The following is a 21133-nucleotide window of genomic DNA, read 5'->3' on the forward strand; positions in this document are numbered from 1 at the left end:
TAGAGACGATGAAAATGATCTGGAACAAGCTGACTTCCCTGCTATCTCGCACCGCGCTCTTCTCGGGGGCATGGCTCGCGACAGCGGCCCACGCCGTCAACGACCTTCCAGGCGGCCCGGCCGTGCGCCAGCTCAACCTCGCTCCACCCGTCACCAAGATCGCCGAAGAGCAGCAATGGCTGCACTGGTTCATGCTGATCCTGTGCTCGGTGATCTTCATCGCCGTGTTCGCGGTGATGTTCTATTCCATCTGGAAGCACCGCAAGTCGGTGGGCCACAAGGCCGCCAACTTCCATGAATCGGTGGTGGTCGAGGTCATCTGGACCATCGTGCCCTTCGTCATCGTGATCCTGATGGCGCTGCCGGCGACCAAGGTGGTGGTCGCGCTCAAGGACACCAGCAACGCCGACCTCACCATCAAGACCACCGGCATGCAGTGGAAGTGGGGCTACGACTACATCAAGGGCGAGGGCGAGGGCATCTCCTTCGTCTCCACGCTGGACAGCTCGCACCGCGCCATGTCCAACGCCGGCGGCCCGCCCAAGGGCCAGGCGGTGGACGACTACCTGCTCAAGGTCGACAACCCGCTGGTGGTGCCGGTCAACAAGAAGGTCCGCATCATCACCACGGCCAACGACGTGATCCACGCCTTCATGGTGCCGGCCTTCGGCATCAAGCAGGACGCGATCCCCGGCTTCGTGCGCGACACCTGGTTCCGCGCCGAGAAGACCGGCGACTTCTACGGCCAGTGCGCCGAGCTGTGCGGCAAGGAACACGCCTACATGCCCATCCACGTGAAGGTGGTGACGGCCGAGCAGTACACGGCCTGGGTCGACGGCGAGCGCAAGAAGGCCGCCGCCAAGCTGGACGACCCGACCAAGGTCTGGACGCTGGAGGACATCGTCAAGCGCGGCGAGCGTGTCTATGCCGCCAATTGCGCGGCCTGCCACCAGGCCAACGGCAAGGGCGCCGGCCCGATCAAGCCGCTGGACGGCTCGGCCATCGTGCTCGACACCGACCACGCCAAGCAGCTGACCATCCTGCTCAACGGCGCTGGGAACGGGGCCATGCCCTCGTGGAAGCAATTGAGCGACACCGACCTCGCGGCGGTGGCCAGCTACACCAAGAACAACTGGTCCAACAAGACCGGGCAGATCGTCCAGCCCTCCGAAGTCGTCGCGCTGCGCGCGAAGTAAACCGAACACCGGCGCATTCCCGCACAGAAGGAAACAGAGATGAGCGCAGTACTGCATCCCCACGACGACCACGGCCACGCCCATGACGAACACCACCATGCCCCGCATGGCTGGCGCCGTTGGCTGTTCGCCACCAACCACAAGGACATCGGCACGCTGTACCTGCTGTTCAGCTTCACGATGCTGATGGTGGGCGGCGTGCTGGCGCTGCTGATCCGCGCCGAGCTGTTCCAGCCCGGCCTGCAACTGGTCAACCCCGAGCTGTTCAACTCGCTGACCACCATGCACGGGCTGATCATGGTGTTCGGCGCGATCATGCCGGGCTTCGTGGGCTTCGCGAACTGGATGATCCCGCTGCAGATCGGCGCGTCCGACATGGCGTTCGCGCGCATGAACAACTTCAGCTTCTGGCTGATGATCCCGGCCGCGCTGATGCTGGTCGGCTCGTTCTTCATGCCCGGTGGCGCGCCCGCCGCCGGCTGGACGCTGTACGCGCCGCTGACGCTGCAGATGGGCCCCTCCATGGACGCCGGCATCTTCGCGATGCACATCCTGGGCGCGTCGTCCATCATGGGCTCGATCAACATCATCGTGACCATCCTCAACATGCGCGCCCCCGGCATGACGCTCATGAAGATGCCGATGTTCTGCTGGACCTGGCTGATCACGGCCTACCTGCTGATCGCCGTGATGCCCGTGCTGGCCGGCGCCATCACGATGACGCTGACCGACCGCCATTTCGGCACCAGCTTCTTCAACCCGGCCGGCGGCGGCGACCCGGTGATGTACCAGCACATCTTCTGGTTCTTCGGCCACCCCGAGGTCTACATCATGATCTTGCCGGCCTTCGGCATCGTGAGCCAGATCGTGCCGGCGTTCGCGCGCAAGAAGCTGTTCGGCTATGCCTCCATGGTGTATGCCACCTCGTCGATCGCCATCCTGTCGTTCATCGTCTGGGCGCACCACATGTTCACGACCGGCATGCCGGTCACGGGCCAGCTGTTCTTCATGTACGCGACCATGCTGATCGCCGTGCCCACGGCCGTGAAGATCTTCAACTGGATCGCCACGATGTGGCAGGGCTCGATGACCTTCGAGACGCCCATGCTGTTCGCCGTCGGCTTCATCTTCGTGTTCACGATGGGGGGCTTCACCGGCCTGATCCTGGCCATGGCGCCGATCGACATCCAGCTGCAGGACACCTATTACGTGGTGGCCCACTTCCACTACGTGCTGGTCGCCGGTTCGCTGTACGCCATGTTCGCCGGCGTCTATTACTGGCTGCCCAAGTGGACGGGCGTCATGTACAACGAGACGCGCGGCAAGGTGCACTTCTGGTGGTCGCTGATCGCGTTCAACGTGACCTTCTTCCCGATGCACTTCCTGGGCCTGGCCGGCATGCCGCGCCGGTACGCCGACTACCCGATGCAGTTTGCCGACTTCAACGCGATCGCCACCGTGGGCGCGTTCTTCTTCGGCGTTGCCCAGGTCTACTTCTTCCTCGCCGTCGTGCTGCCCTGCATGCTGGGCAAGGGCGAGAAGGCTCCGCAGAAGCCATGGGAAGCGGCCGAAGGGTTGGAGTGGGAAGTGCCTTCGCCGGCGCCGTTCCACACCTTCGAGAACCCGCCCAAGCTCGACGCCACCGCCACCCGCGTGGTCGGCTGAGGATTGTGCCGATGACGCCCGACAAGAAGAAGCAGAACCTGCGGACCGGCCTGATCCTGCTGTCCGTGGCGCTGGCCTTCTTCGTCGGCTTCATGGTCAAGATGGTCTATCTGGGCCGGTCGTGAGCATCCGCCGCGCCAACATCCGCATGGTGGGCAAGCTGGCCGTGGTGGCGGCCGGCATGTTCGCGTTCGGCTATGCGCTGGTGCCGCTGTACAACGCCATCTGCGAGATGACGGGCATCAACATCCTGTCGGTGTCCGAGCGCCAGGTGCCCGGTGTGGTCTCCAAGGTCACGCCCGAGAACACGCAGGTCGACCGCAGCCGCACGATCACGGTGGAGTTCGATGCCAACTCGCGCGGCCCTTGGGAATTCAAGCCGGCGATGCGGTCGATGCAGGTGCATCCAGGCGAACTGGCCACCGTGGTGTACGAATTCCAGAACGTGCAGAACCGGCGCATGGCCGCCCAGGCCATCCCGAGCTATGCGCCGCGGCAGGCCGCCGCGCATTTCAACAAGCTGGAGTGCTTCTGCTTCACGCAGTACACGCTGGACGCAGGCGAGAAGAAGGAATGGCCGGTGGCCTTCATCATCGACCCCAAGCTGTCCAGGGATGTGACCACGATCACGCTGTCGTACACCTTCTTCGAGGTGGGCGGCAAGACGCCACCGGCACCCGCCAGTGCCGACGCGGCCGAGAAGACGAATAAAGACATCAGGAGCTGAGATGAGTGCAACCACCCACGGATCCACGCCGTACTACTTCGTGCCCGGGCCCTCGCGGCATCCGATCATGGCCGCCATCGGCCTGTTCTTCGTGATCCTGGGCGCCGGCCAGTGGATCAACGGGCACGATTGGGGCAAGTGGTCGCTGGCCTTCGGCCTGCTGTTCTGGTGGGTGGTGCTGTACCAGTGGTTCCGCGACGCCGTGGCCGAGAGCGAAGGAGGCCTGTACGGGCGCAAGATCGACCTCTCGTACCGCTGGAGCATGAGCTGGTTCATCTTCTCCGAGGTGATGTTCTTCGGCGCGTTCTTCACGGCCCTGTGGTGGATGCGCGCGCACTCGGTGCCGACCCTGGGCAGCCTGGACAACGCGCTGCTGTGGCCCGACTTCAAGGCCGTGTGGCCCAGCATGGCGGCCGGTGTGACGGGATCGCCCGCCAACATCGTCGAGCCGTTCCAGGCCATGACGCCGTTCTGGCTGCCGACCATCAACACCGCGCTGCTGCTGACCTCGGGCGTGACGCTGACCATCGCCCACCACGCGCTGCAGCATGGCGAGCGGGCGAAAACCATCCTGTGGATGTGGGCCACCGTGGTCCTGGGCATCGTGTTCCTGTTCGTGCAGGGCTACGAGTACGTGCACGCCTACCGCGACCTGAACCTCAAGCTCAACTCCGGCCCGTACGGCTCCACCTTCTTCATGCTGACCGGCTTCCACGGCTTCCATGTGCTGGTGGGCATGCTGATGCTGCTGTTCATCACGCTGCGCCTCATGAAGGGCCACTTCACCAAGGAGCGCCACTTCGGCTTCGAAGGTGCGGCGTGGTACTGGCACTTCGTGGACGTGGTCTGGCTGGGCCTGTACGTGCTGGTGTATTGGCTTTGAGGCGGCAAGGCCTCGTACCGAAAGGGCCGCGCAGCGGCCCTTTTCCTTTTTCTTCTTCTCTTACTTGCCGGCGGGAATGCCGGTCGGATGCAGATAGCCCAGCTTCCAGCCGATGAGGATGCACAGGAACAGCAGGATGGACAGTCCCACGCGCACGGCGAGCGCGCGCGCCATGTGGTTGGGCCGGGTTTTGCCCTCGGCATCCTGCCCGCCGCGCAGCATGAAGTACAGGGCTGCACCAAGGCTGCCGATGATGGCGATGAAGGCAACCAGTGCAAAGTAGCTCATGGGCTGATTATCCGGCGCGCCGCTTCGGTCTGCGCTTCTGGCTGGTGACGCTGGCGGCACTGGTGGGCATCGCGGTCACGGCTTCGCTGGGGCGTTGGCAGCTGTCGCGCGCGGCCGAGAAGGAATCCCTGCAGGCCGCCATCGACGCCCAGGGGCGCCTGCCTGCGCTCGATGCGCAGGCCCTGCTGGGCGCGGCCGACCCGGTCGCGCTGTTGCACCGGCCCGTGCATCTGCGCGGGCTGTGGCTGGCCGAGCGCACCGTGTTCCTGGACAACCGCCAGATGCGCGGCCAACCGGGCTTCTACGTGCTGACACCGCTGGCGCTGGAGAACAGCTCAACGGTGGTGATGGTGCAGCGCGGCTGGGTGCAGCGCAATTTCGTCGACCGCACGGCGCTGCCCAGGATCCCCACGCCGGCCGGCCTCGTGGACATCCAGGGCCTGGTCGTCCCTGCGCCGTCCAGGCTTTACGAGTTCGCGGGCGAGGACAAAGGCACGATCCGGCAGAATCTCGACCTCGGCGCGTTCGCCCAGGAAACCGGCCTGCCCCTGTGGCAGCAGTCGGTGCAGCAGACCGGCGACGACGGGGCAGGGCTGTTGCGCGAATGGCCGGTGCCCAAGACCGGCGTCGAGAAGCACTACGGTTATGCGTTCCAGTGGTTCGGGCTCTGCGCCTTGCTGACAGGTCTTTATGTCTGGTTCCAATTTGTCCGACGTCCCGCCGTTCGGCGCTTCCCGCGCCATGGCTGAGGCCGACCAGCCGCTGGGCCTGACGGTCCACTCACTGCCGTCGCCGGCCGAGGCCGCAAGCGGCGCGGTGCAGCGAACACGCAGTGGCCGCCTGAAGATGCTGCTGGTGGTGCTGATCTGCGCCGCGCCGGTGGTCGCCTCGTACTTCACCTACTACGTGCTCCGGCCCGAGGGCCGCAGCGTGTTCGGCGAACTGATCGATCCGCAGCGTCCGCTGCCGGACCTGGTGGCGCAGGGCCTGGACGGCCAGCCTGTCCGCCTGCCCAGCCTGAAGGGCCAGTGGCTGCTCGTCAGTGTGGCCGGCGGCGAGTGCGACGCAGCCTGCGAACGCAACCTGTACCTGCAGCGCCAGCTGCGCGAGAGCCTGGGCAAGGAGAAGGACCGCGTCGACTGGGTCTGGCTCGTCAACGACGGCGTGCCCGTGCGCGAGGCGCTGCGCCCGGCCCTGCAGAGCGCGGCCGTGCTGCGTGTCGATCCGGCCGGCCTGGCGCAATGGCTGGCCCCGGCTGCGGGCCAGCCGCTGTCGGCGCACCTGTACATCGTCGACCCCATGGGCAACTGGATGATGCGGCTGCCGCCTGCACTGGATGCGGCCGGCGCAGCCAAGGCCAAGCGCGACATCGAGCGCCTGTTGCGCGCTTCGAGCTCCTGGGACAACGCGGGCCGATGACGATGGATGTGGCTTCGTACGACTGGTCGCCGATCGCCCGCATGATGCTGATGGGCGTGGTGCTTGCGCTGGGGCCGCTGGCCTGGGTGGCCTTGCGCAACCGGGGCGCCTCGCCCGCCAGGCGCCGCCGGGCGCTGACCTTGCTCACCTTGTTCCTGACGTTCGACCTGGTGCTGTTCGGCGCGTTCACGCGCCTGACCGATTCCGGCCTGGGCTGCCCGGACTGGCCTGGCTGCTACGGCAAGGCCAGCCCCATCGGCGCGCATGCCGAGATCTCCGCGGCGCAGGCCGCGATGCCGACCGGCCCCGTGACCCACACCAAGGCCTGGATCGAGATGGTGCACCGCTACCTTGCCACTGCCGTCGGCGTGCTGATCCTGGCGCTGGCCGCCGTCAGCTGGGCGGCGTGGCGGCAGCGCCCGCGCGACCCCCATGCCATCCATCCGGGCTGGCCCACGCTGACCTTGGTCTGGGTCTGCCTGCAGGGCGCCTTCGGGGCGTGGACGGTCACGCTCAAGCTGTTCCCGGCCATCGTCGTGCTGCACCTGCTGGGCGGCCTTGCGCTGCTGGCGCTGCTGTGCGCGCAGGTCGTGCGCGACGCGCGCCGAACCGGCGCCCTGCAGCCGGTGGTCCTGTCCCCCGGGCTGCGCCGCCTGCTCTGGACCACGGCCGCGCTGGTGCTGCTGCAGATCGCATTGGGCGGCTGGGTCAGCACGAACTATGCGGTGCTGGCCTGCAGCGATTTCCCGACCTGCCAGGGCAGCTGGTGGCCGCCGATGAACTTTGAGCAGGCCTTCCAGGTCTGGCGGCCGCTGGGCCGGCTGGCCGACGGCAGCCACATCGCGTTCCCCGCCCTCACGGCCATCCACTACGTGCACCGCCTCGCGGCCTACGCCGTGCTCGCGGCGCTGGCCTGCCTGGCCTGGCGTATGTGGCGCATGCCGGGGCTGCATCGCCCGGCGCGCTGGCTGGCGGCGCTCGCCGCCTGGCAATTTGGGACCGGGCTGTCGAACGTGGTGCTGGACTGGCCTCTGGTGGCCGCCGTGTCGCACACCGGCGGTGCGGCAGGCCTGGTCGTGGCGCTGACCTGGCTGCTCTGCGCGACCGACCCGGCCCGGGCAACCGTGGCGTCGCCGCGGCGGGGCGGCCTGGAGGTGGCCCGATGAGCGCCCTCCATCCCCGCGCCGCCACGGCGGCCCCTGCCATGTCGCGCTTCCAGCAGTTCTACGTGCTGACCAAGCCGCGCGTGGTGCAACTCATCGTGTTTTGCGCGCTGATCGGCATGGTGCTGGCCGTACCAGGCCTGCCGTCCTGGGCCGAACTGCGCCAGATGCTGCTGGCCTGCCTGGGCATCTGGCTGGTGGCCGGCGCGGCCGCGGCCTTCAACTGCCTGGTCGAGAAGGGCATCGACGCGCGCATGAAACGCACCGCCTGGCGCCCCACCGCCAAGAACGAGCTGGGCGACGGCCAGACGCTGCTGTTCTCCGCGCTGCTGTGCATCGCCGGTTCGGTGCTGCTTTATCTGAGCGTCAACGCGCTGACCATGTGGCTCACGCTGGCCACCTTCGTCGGCTATGCGGTGGTCTACACCGTCATCCTCAAGCCGCTGACGCCGCAGAACATCGTGATCGGCGGCGCCTCGGGCGCCATGCCGCCGGTGCTGGGCTGGGCGGCGATGACGGGCGATGTCGGCCCCGAGGCCATGATCCTGTTCCTGATCATCTTCCTGTGGACACCGCCGCATTTCTGGGCCCTGGCGCTGTACCGCGTGGAGGACTACCGCAAGTCGGGCCTGCCCATGCTGCCCGTGACGCACGGCAACGAATTCACGCGCCTGCAGGTGTGGCTCTACACGCTGATCCTGTTCGCGGCCTGCCTGCTGCCCTTCGTCTACGGCATGAGCTCCTGGCTCTATCTGGCCGTGGCGGTGGTGCTCAGCATCGGCTTTTGCGCGTACGGCTTCCGGCTGTGGCGCTCCTACTCCGATGCGCTGGCGCGCAAGACTTTCCGCTTCTCGCTGATCCACCTGAGTGCCTTGTTCGCGGCGCTGCTGCTGGACCATTACCTGCTGTGAACATGCTCCAAAGACGCACCTTGATGGCCCTGGCCGCCGGCATCGCCCTGGCCGCCTGCACCGACACCAAGCCCAGCTTCACGGCGGTGGACATCACGGGCGCCGACTATGCCAAGGACTTTCGCCTGACCGACCACAACGGCAAGGAACGCAGCCTGCAGGACTTCCGCGGCAAGGTGGTCGTGGTGTTCTTCGGCTTCGCCCAGTGCCCCGACGTCTGCCCGACTTCCATGGCCGAGTTGGCGCAGGTCAAGCAGTCGCTGGGGGCGGACGGCGACAAGCTGCAGGGCCTGTTCGTGACGGTGGACCCGGAGCGCGACACGCCCGAGGTGCTCAAGGCCTACATGGAGAACTTCGACCCGAGCTTCCTGGCCCTGCGCACCTCTCCAGAAGGCCTGGCCGCGCTGGCCAAGGACTTCAAGGTGTACTACAAGAAGGTCGAAGGCAAGACACCCACCAGCTACACCATGGACCATTCGGCCGGCAGCTACGTGTACGACCCGCAGGGGCGCTTGCGCCTTTACGTGCGCTACGGCTCGGGCGCCGAGGCGCTGCTGGCCGATGTGCGGCTGCTGTTGAAGCAGGCTGGCTGAGTTCGCCCCATGCGTGCGCGGTCCGGCTCCAAACCCAGGGCGGCGCGGCGCGGCCGTCGCTGGTTGCGCGTGCTCGGCCTGCTGCTGCTGTTCGGTGCCGTCGCTGGGATGGCCGGCGCGTGGTGGGCGTACGACCGCATCGGCCGTACGCCGGGCGAACTCATGGATTACGCGCAGCGTCGCCTGTATGGCCACAACAAGCTTGAAGCCGTGGCCCTCCCGGTCATGGACTTGCTGCGTGACTGGCTGGATGCGCCGTCCATTGCTGAGCGCAGCCGCATCCCGTTCACCATCCCGCCGGCCCCTGAGGGCACGCCTGTCGCATCCAGTGCGGCCACGTCGTTGCCCATGGCCAAGGTGTGGCGCGTCGGCCCCCGGGAGTCGCTGCCCACGATCGCCGATGCGGCAAGGCTGGCGCAGAGCGGCGACATCGTGGAAGTGCAGGCCGGTACCTACCGCGGCGACGTCGCGGTGTGGCACCAGAAGACGCTCACGATCCGCAGCGTGGGGGGGCGGGCGCGGTTGATCGCCGATGGGCGCAGCGCGGAAGGCAAGGCGATCTGGGTCATCCGCAGCGGCGACTTCGACATCTCCGGGTTCGATTTCATCGGTGCGCGCGTCGATGACCGCAACGGTGCGGGCATCCGCTTCGAAGGGGGGCGGCTGCGGGTTGCGCACTGCCTGTTCTGGGGCAACGAAAACGGCATCCTGACGATTGGCGATGAGATGTCGTCCGAACTGGAGGTCGTCTCCAGTGAGTTCGGCTACAACGGCGCGGACGACGGGCGCAGCCACAACATCTACGTCGGCCAGATCGGCAAATTCAGCATCAGCGGCAGCTACCTCCACCATGCCGACACGGGCCATCTGCTCAAGAGCCGGGCGGCGGTGAACGAGGTCGCCTACAACCGGCTGACGGACGAAGAGGGGGGGCGCGCCAGTTACGAAATGGACTTCCCCAATGGCGGAGAAGTGCGGGTGGTCGGCAACGTGGTCCAGCAAGGCAGACGCACGGAGAACTCCGTCATGGTCAGCTATGGTGCCGAGGGCCTGAAGCACCAGCACAATACCCTGCAGTTCGCCAGCAACACCGTCGTGAACGACCATCCCCACGGGGGCACCTTTGTGCGCGTGGCGGCTGGCACCCAATCTGTGGTGCTGGCCAACAACTTGCTGGTTGGCCGCGGCGGACTGCAGATTCCGGTCGCACACACGGCCATCAACAATCCGCGTGTCGACTGGAGCGTCTTCGTGCAGCCGGCACGTTACGACTACCGGCTGAACGACCGAAGCGCATCGCTGCCCTACCAGGCGGCATTGGCGGACGTTGCCGTGCCGTCGAACCAGTATGTGCACCCACTGCAGGTGCTGCGCTTGAGTGGCCCCCCGATGGTCGCGGGCGCGCTCCAGCCGGAGTCGCTGCTCACTCGGCCTTGATGCCCTGCGCCTGGATCACGCCGCCGAGCAGCGCCGTGTCCAAGCGCATGCGGTTGGCCAGGCCTTCGGGCGCGGTGCCGGCCACCTGCCAGCCTTGTTGGAACAGGCGCTCGCGCATCTCCGGCGCGCGCACGATGTCGCTGACCAGCGCCGACAGCCGGGCCACGATGGGGCGCGGCATCGAGGCGGGGGCGGCCACGGCATTCCAGATCTCCAGCTGGAAACCGGGCACGCCGGCTTCGGCGAGGCTGGGCAGTTCGGGCACCAGCGGGCTGCGGCCGGTCGAGGTCACGCCGACAGCCTGCAGCTTGCCCGCGCGCACCTGGGCCATGGCCAGCGCCGGCGGCAGCAGCGCCATCTGCACCTGTCCGCTGATCATGGCCGTGATGACCTGGGGGTTGCCGGGGTAGGGCACGTGCACCGGTGCGATGCCGCTCCTGGACTTGAGCAGTTCGGTGCCGATGTGCGCGACGGTGCCCACGCCGGGCGTGCCGTAGTTCCACTGGCTGCCGCCGGCTCGCGCCGCAGTGAGAAATTCGGTGACGGAGCGGGCCGGCACATCCGGCGCGGCGGCCAGTACCAGCGGTGCCGTGCCCAACAGGCTGACCGGCGCCAGGTCGCGCGCGGGGTCGTACGGCGTCTTCGGATTCAGCAGCCTGGCAATGGTCAGGTTGCCGTTGATCATGAGGCCGATGGTGTGTTCGTCCGTGGCCTTGGCCACGAGGTCGGCCGCGATGTTGCCGCCTGCGCCTGCGCGGTTGTCGACGATGACCGGCTGACCCAGTGCCCGCGACAGCGGCTCCGCCAGCGCACGCGCGGTCAGGTCGGGCGATGAGCCACCCGGAAAGCCCACCAGGATGCGCACGGGCCTGGTTGGCCAGGTGTTGCCCTGGGCGCTGGCCCAGATCGGCGTCAGGCTGGCCACCGCGCTGGCGAGCACGGTGCGGCGGGGCAGGCGGTGGGGCATGTCGTCCTCTTCACGTCGTCTTCTTCACGGTTGCCCCGCACAGCAAAACGCCAGCGCGTGCGCTGGCGTTTTGCGGGAGAAGGGCGGGGGGTCAGGCGTAGTATGCCAGCGCCTTCTTCATCTTCTTCATGGCGGACGATTCGATCTGGCGGATGCGCTCGGCGCTCACCCCGTAGTCGGCCGCCAGCTCATGCAGCGTCATGCCGCCCGAACCGTCGTCGTTGACCTTGAGCCAACGCTCCTCGACGATGCGCCGGCTGCGCGGGTCCAGTTCGGCCAAGGCCGTGCTGATGCCGTCGCTGGCCAGCCGGTCGCGCTGGCGCGACTCGATCAGGGCCGTCGGCTCCTGCTTGGCGTCGGCCAGGTAGGCGATCGGGCCGTAGCTGTCCTCGCCGTCGTCGGACGGGCCAGGATCGAGCATCACGTCACCGCCAGACAGGCGGGCCTCCATCTCGATCACTTCCTCGCGCTTCACGTTGAGCTGCTCGGCCATGGACGAAATCTCGCCCTCGCTGAGCGTGTCGCGGTGGGTGGAGCCGTCGGCCGCGTCGGCCTTGAAGCCCTGCTTCATCGAGCGCAGGTTGAAGAACAGCTTGCGCTGGGCCTTGGTGGTCGCCACCTTGACCATGCGCCAGTTCTTCAGGATGTACTCGTGCATCTCGGCCTTGATCCAGTGCAGCGCGTAGCTGACCAGGCGCACACCCTGGTCGGGGTCGAAGCGCTTGACGGCCTTCATGAGTCCCACGTTGCCTTCCTGGATCAGGTCGCCATGCGGCAGGCCATAGCCCAGGTACTGGCGGGCCACGGACACCACCAGGCGCAGATGCGACAGCACCAGCTTTCCTGCGGCTTCCAAATCGTTGTCATTCTTGAGCTTGCGCGCGTACTCCTGCTCCTGCTCGACCGTGAGCATGGGCATGCGGTTGACCGCGGAGATGTACGCGTCCAGGTTGCCCAGCGGGGGGACCAGCGACCATGGGTTCGCCGTGGCAAGCGCAACGGACGTGGTTCCAGTTTGAAAACTCATACCAGATTCCTTTCCTTCGGGGAAATATTAGCACTCTCCGGTGGTGAGTGCTAAAGGGCGCCTTCTGCGCCCTTGGTGGGGGTGTGGATACCCCGTTTCACATCCCATTGGATGCATGCAGGGGCCCCAAGGTTCCCGCTGGGCTGCAGGGGCGACTAAGCCGGCGCGAACCGGTAGACGCCGTCGTCTCCGCGCTGGCGCTGCAGCTTTCCGTCGAACCACAGCTTGTGCAGATGCGCCACGGCCTCGCCCATCGCGAACGTCGTCTGGTGCAGGTCCAGCTTGCGCGTGAACAAAACGGGCAGGAGGTCGGCGCCGGTGCGCGGGCCCAGCGTGCTGCAGGCTTCCATGACGCGCTCCAGGTGCTGGCGGTGGTGTCCGTGCAACTGCTCGATGCGGGTGTGCAGGCCCCGGAACGGCTTGCCGTGCGCCGGCAGCGTCAAGGTGTCCGGCGCCAGCGCCCGGAACTTGTCGATGGAGTCCAGGAACAGCTGCAGCGCGTTGGCCTCGGGCTCGTTGTCGTAGACGCTGACGTTGGTCGAGATGCGCGGCAGCATCATGTCGCCGCCGACCAGCACGGCGGCCTGCTCGCAGTACAGCGCGATGTGTTCCGGTGCGTGGCCATACCCGCTGATGCAGCGCCATTCGCGCCCGCCGATGCGCAGCCGCATGCCGTCCAGCAGGCGGATGTACTGGCGCGGCACGTCGGGCACCATGCTGGCGTAGTAGTTCGTGCGGCCGCGCACCTGTTGCAGCGCTTCCGGGTCGGCCAGGCCATGGCTGCGGAAGAAGTCAGCGGCCGCTTCGCCTCCGTTGCCGCTGGTGCCTTGGGTGTTGAGCCGGGCCACGTGGTAGTCGGTGGCGCTGATCCACAGCGGGGCGTTCCAGCGCGTGCAGAGCCAGTGCGCCAAGCCAATGTGGTCCGGGTGCATGTGCGTGACGACCACGCGCAGGATCGGCAGGCCTTCCAGCTGCGTGGCAAAAACCTCTTCCCACTGGGCCTTGGCCTCGTCGCGCGCGATGCAGCAATCCACCACCGTCCAGCCGGCACGGCCGTCGATCTCGTCGCGCAGCAGCCACAGGTTGATGTGGTCCAGCGCGAACGGCAAAGCCATGCGGATCCAGCGGATGCCGGGCGCCACCTCCAGCGTCCCGCCCGGCTCCGGCATCTGGTCGCCGAACGGGTAGTGCAGCTGGCTTTCGAGTGCGTTCATGGGGTGTCTGCCGGTTGGGTTGACGTTGACGTAAACGTCATCTGTAATCCGGCGGCATTCTAGGAATGCGCCCGCCATTTCGCCTGTCACCTCCGTATTGCCTGCCGATGACCACCGCTGCCCCTTGCTCCCCGCCGTCCGACGAGATGGCCGCCGACGCCGGCACCTACAGCATCGGCGATCTCGCGCGCGAGTTCGACCTGACGACCCGTGCCATCCGTTTCTACGAAGACATGGGACTGCTGCAGCCGCAGCGCAGCGGACCGGGCGGCCGCGTCCGGGTTTACGGCGCGCGCGACCGCACCCGCCTGAAGCTGACCCTGCGCGCCAAACGCCTGGGCCTGTCGCTCAACGAGGCCCGCGAGATCCTGGACATGTACGACAGCCCGCGCGACACCGGCCCCCAGTTGCGCAAGTTCCTCGACGTGCTGGCCGCGCACCGCCAGGCCCTCGAAGCCCAGTTGACCGAACTGCACGCCAACCTCGAAGAGGTCAAGGCGCATGAGCGCGAAGCGCGCGCGCTGCTGGCACGCAGCCGCTGACCTGGCTATGATTGACGTTTACGTAAACGTCAATCGAAAAAACCTGTCTGGAGCGCCGCGATGAGCACCCCCGTCTTCGAACCCCAGGTGGCCGACTGGTCTGCGCGCGTGCACGACAGCTTTGCCCGCCAGGGCGCGATGCAGACGCTCGGTGCGCGGCTGGTGCAGGTCGAGCCAGGCTTGGTGGCCATCGAGCTCGACTGGGCGCAGGCGCTGACGCAGCAGCACGGCTTCTTGCACGCCGGCATGGTCGCCACGGCCCTGGATTCCGCTTGCGGCTATGCCGGCTTCACGCTGATGGCGGCGGACGCGGCGGTGCTGACGATCGAATTCAAGATCAACCTGCTGGCACCCGCCAAGGGCCAGCGGTTCCGCATGGTGGGCCAGGTGCTCAAGCCCGGGCGCACCATCAGCGTGGTCGAGGGACGGGCGCTGGCCTTCGACGAGGACCGCGAAAAACTCTTCGCGACCATGCAATGCACGCTGATGGCCGTGGTCGGCCGGGAGGGCATTCGCCACTGACCGCCGGGGCGCGCGCGAACCGCGGAAAATGCGCGGGTTTGCTGCGGCGCAGCAGATGCATTCCAGATTCCAAGCATTGCAAGGGAACGACCAGATGAGCACCTCTCTCGAACACCTCCTCGCCAACAACCGCGCCTGGGCCGCCCGGGTCGAAAAGGAGCGTCCCGGCTTCTTCACCGATCTCATGGCGCAACAAAAGCCGCGCTACATGTGGATCGGCTGCGCCGACAGCCGCGTGCCGGCCAACGAGATCACGGGCCTGGATCCGGGCGAGGTGTTCGTCCACCGCAACGTGGCCAACGTGGTCGTGCATTCGGACCTCAATGCGCTGTCGACCATCCAATTCGCCGTGGACCACCTGCGCGTGGAGCACATCATGGTCACCGGCCACTACGGCTGTGCCGGCGTGCGCGCCGCATTGCTCGGCCAGCGCGTGGGCCTGGCCGACAACTGGCTGGCCCACATCGCCGACCTGCGCCTGCGCCACCGCAAGCGCATCGACCACCTGCCGACCGAGCAGCAGCGGCACGATGTGCTGTGCGAGATCAACGTGATCGAGCAGGTCGGCAACGTGGCCCTGTCCACCGTCGTGCAGGACGCCTGGGCGCGCGGCCAGCCGCTGACCATCCATGGCTGGTGCTACGGGCTGAAGGACGGCCTGGTCAACGACCTCAAGGTCAGCATCAGCCACCCCGACACGGTGCTCGACACCTTCCGTGCGGCGATCAAGCGCTATCCCCGGCACGACGGCGGCCAGCCGCTGCAGCCCGAGGAAGACGACGAGTAAGCCGCTTCCATTCCCTAGACCCCAACCCCCTTTGCAGGAGACACACATGCCCGACGCACAAGAAGATCCCATCGTCATCCTCGGCGCCGCGCGCACGCCCATGGGCGGCTTCCAGGGCGACTTCGTGTCGCTGGCGGCCCACGACCTGGGCGGCGTGGCCATCCAGGCCGCTGTCGAGCGCGCCGGCATCTCGCCCGACGTGGTCGGCGAGGTGCTGTTCGGCAACTGCCTGATGGCCGGCCAGGGCCAGGCCCCGGCCCGCCAGGCCGCGTTCAAGGGCGGCCTGCCCAAGAGCGCGGGGGCCGTGACGCTGTCCAAGATGTGCGGCTCGGGCATGAAGGCCGCCATGATGGCCCACGACATGCTGCTGGCCGGCACGCACGAGGTCATGGTCGCCGGCGGCATGGAGAGCATGACCAACGCCCCGCACCTGCTGCCCAAGGGCCGCAGCGGCATCCGCATCGGCCACGACCGCGTGATGGACCACATGATGCTCGACGGACTGGAAGACGCCTACGAGGCGGGCCGCTCCATGGGCACCTTCGGCGAGGACTGCGCCGCCAAGTACGGGTTCACACGCGAGGAGCAGGACCGGTTCGCCGTCGCCAGCGTGCGGCGGGCGCAGGAGGCCACCGCCAGCGGCGCGTTCCAGGCCGAGATCGCGCCCGTCACGGTCAAGAGCCGCGCCGGTGAGACGGTCGTGGCCGTGGACGAAGGCCCGGGCAAGATCAAGCTCGACAAGATCCCCACGCTCAAGCCTGCATTCAAGAAGGACGGCACCATCACCGCCGCCTCCAGCTCGTCCATCAACGACGGCGCTGCCGCGCTGGTGCTCGCACGCGCCTCCACCGCGCAACGCCTGGGCGCCAAACCCATCGCGCGCATCGTGGCCCACACCACGCACGCGCAGGAACCCAACTGGTTTGCCACGGCGCCCGTGGGCGCCACGCAGAAGCTGCTGGCCAAGACCGGCTGGAGCGTGGCCGACGTCGACCTGTGGGAGATCAACGAGGCCTTCGCCGTCGTGCCCATGGCGCTGATGACCGAGCTCTCCTTGTCGCACGACATCGTCAACGTCAACGGCGGCGCCTGCGCGCTGGGCCACCCCATTGGCGCCAGCGGCGCGCGCATCATGGTGACGCTGATCCATGCGCTGCAGGCGCGTGGCAAGAAGCGTGGCGTGGCCACGCTGTGCATCGGCGGCGGCGAGGCCACGGCCCTGGCGCTCGAACTGCTCTGATGCCCACGGTCCTCGTGATCGGCGCCTCGCGCGGCATCGGCCTGGAGTTCGTGCGCCAATACCGCGAGGCGGGCGACCGCGTCATTGCCACCGCGCGCGACGACGCGGGCCTGGCCCGCCTGAAGGACTTGGGTGCCACGCCCTTGCGCGTGGACGTGGCGAACCCGGCCAGCGTGAGCGGCCTGGCCTGGCAGCTCGACGGCGAGAAGATCGACACCGCGCTCTACGTGGCCGGCGCCTGGGTCACGGCCGATGCGCGCACGCCGCCCACGCGCGAGGACTTCGACCGGCTCATGCACACCAATGTGCTGGGTGCCATGCAGGCCATCCCGCAGGTGTCGCCGCTCGTCGAGGCCGCGCCGCGCGGGTGCTTCGCCTTCATCACGAGCGCGATGGCGCGCATCCAGGGCGTGGACTCCAGCCATGCCTGGATCTACCGCGCCAGCAAGGCCGCGCTGAACATGGCCGTCGCTTCGGCCCAGCACGACTATCCGAAGGCCATCCTGGTCGCACTGTCGCCCGGCTGGGTGCAGACCGACATGGGTGGCGCGGCCGCCCCGCTGACGGTGGGCCAGAGCGTGGCCGGCATGCGTGCCGCGCTGCACGCGCTCACGCCGCAGCACCGGGGTGCGTTCCTCGACCACGACGGCAGACCTTTCGAAGGGTGGTGATGATTCAGAACTTGGCACAACTGCGCGGCCTGTACGCCGCCCCCGGCGAACGCGCGCTGCGCAAGCAGCTGGACCACATCGATTCGCACGCGGCGCGCTTCATCGCGCTGGCGCCGTTCTGCGTGGTGGCCACCGGCGGCGTGCACGGCAGCCTGCTCGACGCCTCGCCGCGCGGGGGCGCGCCCGGCTTCGCCAAGCTGGCCGGCGCGCGCACGCTGCTGCTGCCCGACTCGGGCGGCAACAACCGGCTGGACACGCTGGAGAACCTGCTGGCCGACCCGCGCCTGGCGCTGCTTTTTCTGATCCCCAACGTGGACGAGACCCTGCGCGTGAACGGCCGCGCGCGGCTGCGCGACGAAGCCGAATTCACGGGGCGCTTTGCCGAGGAGCGCCAGCGCCCCAAGCTCGTGATCGAGGTGCAGGTCGAGGAGGTCTACCTGCACTGCGCCAAGGCGTTCATGCGCTCGCAGCTCTGGAAGCCCGAGACCTGGCCCGAGCGGGCCGCGCTGCCCAGCATGAACCAGATGATCCACGACCAGATCGGCGCCGGCGCGCCGACCGAGACCCAGGAGCAGATGCTGGCGCGCTACCGCGACCAGCTCGCCCAGGAAACCCAAACCTCCGCTTGAGAGCTTGCGAAGAAATCGCTTGAACTCACGCAAGACCCCGATGGACCTCGTTTCAGTATCCAGTGGCCGTTTGCGGGGTCTTGCCCTGCGGGCCGGGGCGCCCGCAGGCGCCGGGCGGCATTGCGCCGCTGGTCCGTATCTCGATACGGACTGCGCGACGCGCCTTGCCCGGCACCTGTGGACGCCCCGTCGTGAGTCCAACTAATTCCTTCACAAGCTCTGAGACAACGGAACCGACCATGCTGCTGACCCCCGACCAGGAAGCCATCCGCGACGCCGTGCGCGCCTTTGCCCAAGCCGAGCTGTGGCCCCACGCTGCGCAATGGGACCGCGAGCACCATTTCCCCAAGGTAGCCCACCAGGGCCTGGCCGCGCTCGGCGCCTACGGCATCTGCGTGCCCGAGGAGCACGGCGGCGCGGGCCTGGACTACCTCACGCTGGCCCTCGTGCTGGAAGAGATCGCCGCCGGCGACGGCGGCACCAGCACGGCCATCAGCGTGACCAACTGCCCCGTCAACGCCATCCTGATGCGCTATGGCAACGCGGCGCAGAAGAAGCGCTGGCTCGAACCCCTGGCCCAGGGCCGGATGCTGGGCGCCTTCTGCCTGACCGAGCCGCACGTGGGCAGCGATGCATCCGCGCTGCGCACCACGGCACGGCGCGATGGCGACGGCTACGTGATCGACGGCGTCAAGCAGTTCATCACCAGCGGCAAGAACGGGCATGTGGCCATCGTCATCGCCGTGACCGACAAGGGCGCGGGCAAGAAAGGCATGAGTGCGTTCCTCGTGCCCACCGACACGCCCGGCTACCAGGTGGCGCGGCTCGAGGACAAGCTGGGCCAGCACAGCAGCGACACCGCGCAGATCAACTTCGAGGGCTGCCGCATCCCGGCCGACCACCTGATCGGCGCCGAGGGCGAGGGCTACAAGATCGCGCTGGGCGCGCTCGAAGGCGGGCGCATCGGCATCGCCGCGCAGAGCGTGGGCATGGCGCGCAGCGCCTTCGAGGCCGCGCTGGCCTATGCCAAGGAGCGCGAGAGCTTCGGCGTCCCGATCCTGCAGCACCAGGCCGTGGGCTTCCGGCTGGCCGACTGTGCGACGCAGATCGAGGCCGCACGCCAGCTGATCTGGCACGCCGCCAGTTTGCGCGACGCTGGCCGGCCCTGCCTCAAGGAAGCCGCCATGGCCAAGCTGTTCGCCAGCGAGATGGCCGAGCGCGTGTGCAGCGCCGCGATCCAGACGCTGGGCGGCTACGGCATCGTCAACGACTTCCCGGTCGAGCGCATCTACCGCGACGTGCGCGTGTGCCAGATCTACGAAGGCACGAGTGACGTGCAGAAGATCCTCATCACCCGCGCATTGGCATGACCGCATGCCCGTGCGGCCGGCTGGACGCGCGCCAGCGCGCTCTGGCCTATGCCGACTGCTGCGGCCGCTACCTCGACAACTTCGACGCCACGCCCGCGCCCGATGCCGAGTCGCTCATGCGTTCGCGCTACACGGCCTTCGTGCGCGAGCGCGCCGACTACCTGCTGGCCACCTGGCACGCCGGCCGCCGGCCCGCGCGACTGGACTTCGACACCGGCACGCGCTGGCTGGGCCTGGAGGTGAAGGACCGCCGGCTGCGCGATGCCGACCATGCCGAGGTCGAGTTCGTCGCCCGCCAGCGCGATGCCGCGGGCCGCGCCCACCGGCTGCACGAGCGCAGCCACTTCGTGCGCGAGGACGGGCGCTGGTACTACGTGGAAGGCACGCTCCGCTGACGTGCTCCAATCGGGCCATGCGATTCGATGCCATCCTTTTCGACTGCGACGGCGTGCTCGTCGATTCCGAGCCCATCACCCACCGTGTGCTGGTCCAGGTGCTGGGCGAGCGCGGCTGGCACATCACGCAGCAGGAGTGCATGCGCCTGTTCGTCGGCAAGGCCGTCAAGGACGAGGCCGCACTGATCGAGCAGCGCACGGGCCAGCCCGTCACGCAGGAGTGGCTGCAAGCCTTCTGGGCCCGGCGCAACGCGGCGCTGGAAAGCGACCTCGAGGTCATCGCCGGCGCCGAGACGGCCGTGCCGGCATTGCACGCGGCAACCGGCGGGCGCATCGCCTGCGCCTCGGGCGCCGACCGCGCCAAGGTCGAGCTGCAGCTGCGCAAGGTCGGCCTGTACGCATGCTTCGAGGGCCGCATCTTCAGCGGCCACGAGATGCCGAAGTCCAAGCCCGCGCCGGACGTCTACCTGGCCGCAGCCGCTGCCTTGGGCGCCGACCCGCGGCGCTGCGCCGTGGTGGAGGACACCGTCACGGGGGTCACGTCCGGCGTCGCCGCCGGCGCCACGGTCTTCGGCTACAGCCCGGGCGGGCCGGGCCACAGCCCGGCCGAAAGCCTGCGCGCGGCCGGCGCCGTCCACGTGTTCACCGACATGGTGGCGCTGCCAGGCCTGCTGGCCGACTGGGCCTGAGGCAGGGCTGGCGCGGGGCTTGCATCCGGTGGTCGCCATGCGCCGCTTCCTCGTCCTGACCAGCCGGCACCGCGCGCCCTCGACCAACCGGGCGCTGGGCCTGCTGCTGGCCTTCAACGCTGGCGCCATCAACGCCGGCGGCTTCCTCGTGCTGCACCAGTACACCTCGCACATGACGGGCTTCACCTCGCAGCTGGCCGACGGCCTGGCGCTGGGCCAGGTCGGGCTGGTGCTCACGGCGCTCGGCGCGCTGCTGGCCTTCATCGCGGGCGCGGCGGCCACCGCCGTGCTGGTCAACTGGGGCCGCCAGCACCGGCTGGACAGCATCTACGCGCTGCCGCTGCTGTGCGAGGCGCTGCTGATGTTCCCGTTCGGCCTGATGGGCGCCATCACGCTGGGCTGGGAGACGCCGTTCACCGTGCCGCTCACGGTGCTGCTGCTGTCCTTCATCATGGGCCTGCAGAACGCCGTCAGCTCCAAGGCCTCGGGCGGCCGCGTGCGCACCACGCACATGACGGGCAATGTGACCGACCTGGGCATGGAGCTGGGCAAGATGCTGTATGTCAACCGTGCGCCGTCCGCGCACCGCCCGGTGCGCCACGACCGTGCCAAGCTGCGGCTCACGGGGGGCCTGCTGGCCGGCTTCGTGCTTGGCGGCATGGCCGGCGCGCTGGGCTTCACGCACCTGGGCTTCGTCTGCGTGGTGCCGCTGGCCGCGCTGCTGCTCACGATCTCGCTGCCGCCGCTGTGGCGCGACCTGCACAAGCTGCGGCCGCTGCTCATGCGGCCGCGCTGAAG

General features: G+C 68.1%; 25 protein-coding genes. 21 read left to right on the forward strand and 4 right to left on the reverse strand.

Annotated elements, in window-relative coordinates:
- The first annotated feature begins 8 nt into the window (after positions 1–8).
- From coxB to ASF44_RS17535, 5 genes are read left to right on the forward strand one after another with little or no spacing between them, the layout of a single operon-like run.
- Positions 9–1196, forward strand: coding sequence for a cytochrome c oxidase subunit II (gene coxB / locus ASF44_RS17520; protein ID WP_056900521.1), 1188 nt, complete (start codon positions 9–11; stop codon positions 1194–1196).
- Between the two features lie 39 nt (positions 1197–1235).
- Positions 1236–2861, forward strand: a complete 1626-nt coding sequence (gene ctaD / locus ASF44_RS17525; protein ID WP_056900522.1) for a cytochrome c oxidase subunit I — start codon at positions 1236–1238, stop codon at positions 2859–2861.
- A gap of 11 nt (positions 2862–2872) precedes the next feature.
- Positions 2873–2986 (forward strand): cytochrome oxidase small assembly protein, encoded by a 114-nt coding sequence (locus ASF44_RS32920; protein ID WP_235579257.1) that lies wholly within the window; start codon positions 2873–2875, stop codon positions 2984–2986.
- The gene (locus ASF44_RS17530; RefSeq protein WP_056900523.1) at positions 2983–3588 is read left to right on the forward strand and encodes a cytochrome c oxidase assembly protein; all 606 of its coding nucleotides are present in this window, start codon (positions 2983–2985) and stop codon (positions 3586–3588) included. The genes ASF44_RS32920 and ASF44_RS17530 overlap by 4 nt, the downstream gene beginning before the upstream one ends.
- Position 3589: 1 nt before the next feature.
- Positions 3590–4471: a cytochrome c oxidase subunit 3 gene (locus ASF44_RS17535; protein WP_056900524.1), complete on the forward strand. Its 882-nt coding sequence runs from the start codon at positions 3590–3592 to the stop codon at positions 4469–4471.
- A gap of 60 nt (positions 4472–4531) precedes the next feature.
- Here the strand turns inward: ASF44_RS17535 and ASF44_RS17540 are convergent, their stop codons facing one another.
- Positions 4532–4759, reverse strand: coding sequence for a twin transmembrane helix small protein (locus tag ASF44_RS17540; RefSeq protein WP_056900803.1), 228 nt, complete (start codon positions 4757–4759; stop codon positions 4532–4534).
- Between ASF44_RS17540 and ASF44_RS17545 the strand changes: the two genes are divergently transcribed.
- The 6 genes from ASF44_RS17545 to ASF44_RS17570 are packed head-to-tail and all read left to right on the forward strand — an operon-like array spanning position 4744 to position 10282.
- Complete coding sequence (locus ASF44_RS17545; protein ID WP_082524863.1) at positions 4744–5508, forward strand: SURF1 family protein; 765 nt, start codon at positions 4744–4746, stop codon at positions 5506–5508. The two genes, ASF44_RS17540 and ASF44_RS17545, sit on opposite strands and share 16 nt — an antisense overlap.
- Complete coding sequence (locus ASF44_RS32925) at positions 5501–6178, forward strand: hypothetical protein (RefSeq protein ID WP_056900525.1); 678 nt, start codon at positions 5501–5503, stop codon at positions 6176–6178. The genes ASF44_RS17545 and ASF44_RS32925 overlap by 8 nt, the downstream gene beginning before the upstream one ends.
- On the forward strand, positions 6175–7344 hold the full coding sequence (locus ASF44_RS17555; protein ID WP_056900526.1) for a heme A synthase: 1170 nt from the start codon (positions 6175–6177) through the stop codon (positions 7342–7344). The genes ASF44_RS32925 and ASF44_RS17555 overlap by 4 nt, the downstream gene beginning before the upstream one ends.
- Positions 7341–8252, forward strand: coding sequence for a heme o synthase (gene cyoE, locus ASF44_RS17560; protein WP_056900527.1), 912 nt, complete (start codon positions 7341–7343; stop codon positions 8250–8252). The genes ASF44_RS17555 and cyoE overlap by 4 nt, the downstream gene beginning before the upstream one ends.
- A 2-nt stretch (positions 8253–8254) precedes the next feature.
- Positions 8255–8845 carry an SCO family protein gene (locus ASF44_RS17565; RefSeq protein WP_056900528.1) on the forward strand — a complete coding sequence of 197 codons (591 nt, stop codon included), beginning with the start codon at positions 8255–8257 and terminating at the stop codon, positions 8843–8845.
- Between the two features lie 9 nt (positions 8846–8854).
- Complete coding sequence (locus ASF44_RS17570; RefSeq protein ID WP_156374574.1) at positions 8855–10282, forward strand: hypothetical protein; 1428 nt, start codon at positions 8855–8857, stop codon at positions 10280–10282.
- Here the strand turns inward: ASF44_RS17570 and ASF44_RS17575 are convergent.
- From ASF44_RS17575 to ASF44_RS17585, 3 genes are all read right to left on the reverse strand, one after another.
- A complete protein-coding gene (locus tag ASF44_RS17575; RefSeq protein ID WP_056900530.1) occupies positions 10269–11249 on the reverse strand; it encodes a tripartite tricarboxylate transporter substrate binding protein in 981 nt (326 codons plus the stop codon). The two genes, ASF44_RS17570 and ASF44_RS17575, sit on opposite strands and share 14 nt — an antisense overlap.
- 91 nt (positions 11250–11340) lie before the next feature.
- The gene (gene rpoH, locus ASF44_RS17580; protein ID WP_056900531.1) at positions 11341–12276 is read right to left on the reverse strand and encodes an RNA polymerase sigma factor RpoH; all 936 of its coding nucleotides are present in this window, start codon (positions 12274–12276) and stop codon (positions 11341–11343) included.
- 155 nt (positions 12277–12431) lie between these two features.
- The gene (locus tag ASF44_RS17585; RefSeq protein ID WP_056900532.1) at positions 12432–13490 is read right to left on the reverse strand and encodes an MBL fold metallo-hydrolase; all 1059 of its coding nucleotides are present in this window, start codon (positions 13488–13490) and stop codon (positions 12432–12434) included.
- Positions 13491–13597: 107 nt separating this feature from the next.
- Here ASF44_RS17585 and ASF44_RS17590 point away from each other — a divergent pair, with 107 nt between their 5' ends.
- From ASF44_RS17590 to ASF44_RS17635, 10 genes are all read left to right on the forward strand, one after another.
- Complete coding sequence (locus ASF44_RS17590) at positions 13598–14032, forward strand: MerR family DNA-binding transcriptional regulator (RefSeq protein WP_369820937.1); 435 nt, start codon at positions 13598–13600, stop codon at positions 14030–14032.
- Positions 14033–14092: 60 nt separating this feature from the next.
- Entirely contained in the window at positions 14093–14554 is a 462-nt protein-coding gene (locus tag ASF44_RS17595) for a PaaI family thioesterase (protein WP_056900534.1), read from the forward strand.
- Positions 14555–14648: 94 nt separating this feature from the next.
- Positions 14649–15341 (forward strand): carbonate dehydratase, encoded by a 693-nt coding sequence (gene can / locus ASF44_RS17600; protein ID WP_056900535.1) that lies wholly within the window; start codon positions 14649–14651, stop codon positions 15339–15341.
- A gap of 46 nt (positions 15342–15387) precedes the next feature.
- Positions 15388–16581 (forward strand): acetyl-CoA C-acyltransferase, encoded by a 1194-nt coding sequence (locus tag ASF44_RS17605; protein ID WP_056900536.1) that lies wholly within the window; start codon positions 15388–15390, stop codon positions 16579–16581.
- Positions 16581–17252 carry an SDR family oxidoreductase gene (locus ASF44_RS17610; RefSeq protein ID WP_056900537.1) on the forward strand — a complete coding sequence of 224 codons (672 nt, stop codon included), beginning with the start codon at positions 16581–16583 and terminating at the stop codon, positions 17250–17252. Before ASF44_RS17605 ends, ASF44_RS17610 begins: the two co-directional genes overlap by 1 nt.
- Positions 17252–17881, forward strand: a complete 630-nt coding sequence (locus ASF44_RS17615) for a pyridoxamine 5'-phosphate oxidase family protein (RefSeq protein ID WP_056900538.1) — start codon at positions 17252–17254, stop codon at positions 17879–17881. The genes ASF44_RS17610 and ASF44_RS17615 overlap by 1 nt, the downstream gene beginning before the upstream one ends.
- Positions 17882–18120: 239 nt before the next feature.
- Positions 18121–19251, forward strand: a complete 1131-nt coding sequence (locus tag ASF44_RS17620; RefSeq protein ID WP_056900539.1) for an acyl-CoA dehydrogenase family protein — start codon at positions 18121–18123, stop codon at positions 19249–19251.
- Complete coding sequence (locus tag ASF44_RS17625; RefSeq protein WP_056900540.1) at positions 19248–19646, forward strand: YchJ family protein; 399 nt, start codon at positions 19248–19250, stop codon at positions 19644–19646. The genes ASF44_RS17620 and ASF44_RS17625 overlap by 4 nt, the downstream gene beginning before the upstream one ends.
- Positions 19647–19663: 17 nt before the next feature.
- Complete coding sequence (locus ASF44_RS17630) at positions 19664–20335, forward strand: HAD family phosphatase (protein WP_056900541.1); 672 nt, start codon at positions 19664–19666, stop codon at positions 20333–20335.
- Between the two features lie 37 nt (positions 20336–20372).
- Positions 20373–21131 (forward strand): YoaK family protein, encoded by a 759-nt coding sequence (locus tag ASF44_RS17635; RefSeq protein WP_056900805.1) that lies wholly within the window; start codon positions 20373–20375, stop codon positions 21129–21131.
- The last annotated feature ends 2 nt before the right edge of the window (positions 21132–21133 follow it).

The sequence above is a fragment of the Pseudorhodoferax sp. Leaf274 genome (assembly GCF_001422445.1).
GTDB lineage: Bacteria > Pseudomonadota > Gammaproteobacteria > Burkholderiales > Burkholderiaceae_C > Pseudorhodoferax.

Coding starts and splice junctions, on each gene's coding strand:
- ASF44_RS17635 (WP_056900805.1), top strand. CDS start 20,373: ATGCGCCGCTTCCTCGTCCTGACCAGCCGGCACCGCGCGCCCTCGACC.
- ASF44_RS17620 (WP_056900539.1), top strand. CDS start 18,121: ATGCTGCTGACCCCCGACCAGGAAGCCATCCGCGACGCCGTGCGCGCC.
- cyoE (WP_056900527.1), top strand. CDS start 7,341: ATGAGCGCCCTCCATCCCCGCGCCGCCACGGCGGCCCCTGCCATGTCG.
- ASF44_RS17535 (WP_056900524.1), top strand. CDS start 3,590: ATGAGTGCAACCACCCACGGATCCACGCCGTACTACTTCGTGCCCGGG.
- can (WP_056900535.1), top strand. CDS start 14,649: ATGAGCACCTCTCTCGAACACCTCCTCGCCAACAACCGCGCCTGGGCC.
- ASF44_RS17555 (WP_056900526.1), top strand. CDS start 6,175: ATGACGATGGATGTGGCTTCGTACGACTGGTCGCCGATCGCCCGCATG.
- rpoH (WP_056900531.1), bottom strand. CDS start 12,276: ATGAGTTTTCAAACTGGAACCACGTCCGTTGCGCTTGCCACGGCGAAC.
- ASF44_RS17570 (WP_156374574.1), top strand. CDS start 8,855: ATGCGTGCGCGGTCCGGCTCCAAACCCAGGGCGGCGCGGCGCGGCCGT.
- ASF44_RS17615 (WP_056900538.1), top strand. CDS start 17,252: ATGATTCAGAACTTGGCACAACTGCGCGGCCTGTACGCCGCCCCCGGC.
- ASF44_RS17605 (WP_056900536.1), top strand. CDS start 15,388: ATGCCCGACGCACAAGAAGATCCCATCGTCATCCTCGGCGCCGCGCGC.
- ASF44_RS17625 (WP_056900540.1), top strand. CDS start 19,248: ATGACCGCATGCCCGTGCGGCCGGCTGGACGCGCGCCAGCGCGCTCTG.
- ASF44_RS17540 (WP_056900803.1), bottom strand. CDS start 4,759: ATGAGCTACTTTGCACTGGTTGCCTTCATCGCCATCATCGGCAGCCTT.
- ASF44_RS17565 (WP_056900528.1), top strand. CDS start 8,255: ATGCTCCAAAGACGCACCTTGATGGCCCTGGCCGCCGGCATCGCCCTG.
- ASF44_RS17585 (WP_056900532.1), bottom strand. CDS start 13,490: ATGAACGCACTCGAAAGCCAGCTGCACTACCCGTTCGGCGACCAGATG.
- ASF44_RS32925 (WP_056900525.1), top strand. CDS start 5,501: ATGGCTGAGGCCGACCAGCCGCTGGGCCTGACGGTCCACTCACTGCCG.
- ASF44_RS17575 (WP_056900530.1), bottom strand. CDS start 11,249: ATGCCCCACCGCCTGCCCCGCCGCACCGTGCTCGCCAGCGCGGTGGCC.
- ASF44_RS17590 (WP_369820937.1), top strand. CDS start 13,598: ATGACCACCGCTGCCCCTTGCTCCCCGCCGTCCGACGAGATGGCCGCC.
- ctaD (WP_056900522.1), top strand. CDS start 1,236: ATGAGCGCAGTACTGCATCCCCACGACGACCACGGCCACGCCCATGAC.
- ASF44_RS17595 (WP_056900534.1), top strand. CDS start 14,093: ATGAGCACCCCCGTCTTCGAACCCCAGGTGGCCGACTGGTCTGCGCGC.
- ASF44_RS17610 (WP_056900537.1), top strand. CDS start 16,581: ATGCCCACGGTCCTCGTGATCGGCGCCTCGCGCGGCATCGGCCTGGAG.
- coxB (WP_056900521.1), top strand. CDS start 9: ATGAAAATGATCTGGAACAAGCTGACTTCCCTGCTATCTCGCACCGCG.
- ASF44_RS32920 (WP_235579257.1), top strand. CDS start 2,873: ATGACGCCCGACAAGAAGAAGCAGAACCTGCGGACCGGCCTGATCCTG.
- ASF44_RS17630 (WP_056900541.1), top strand. CDS start 19,664: ATGCGATTCGATGCCATCCTTTTCGACTGCGACGGCGTGCTCGTCGAT.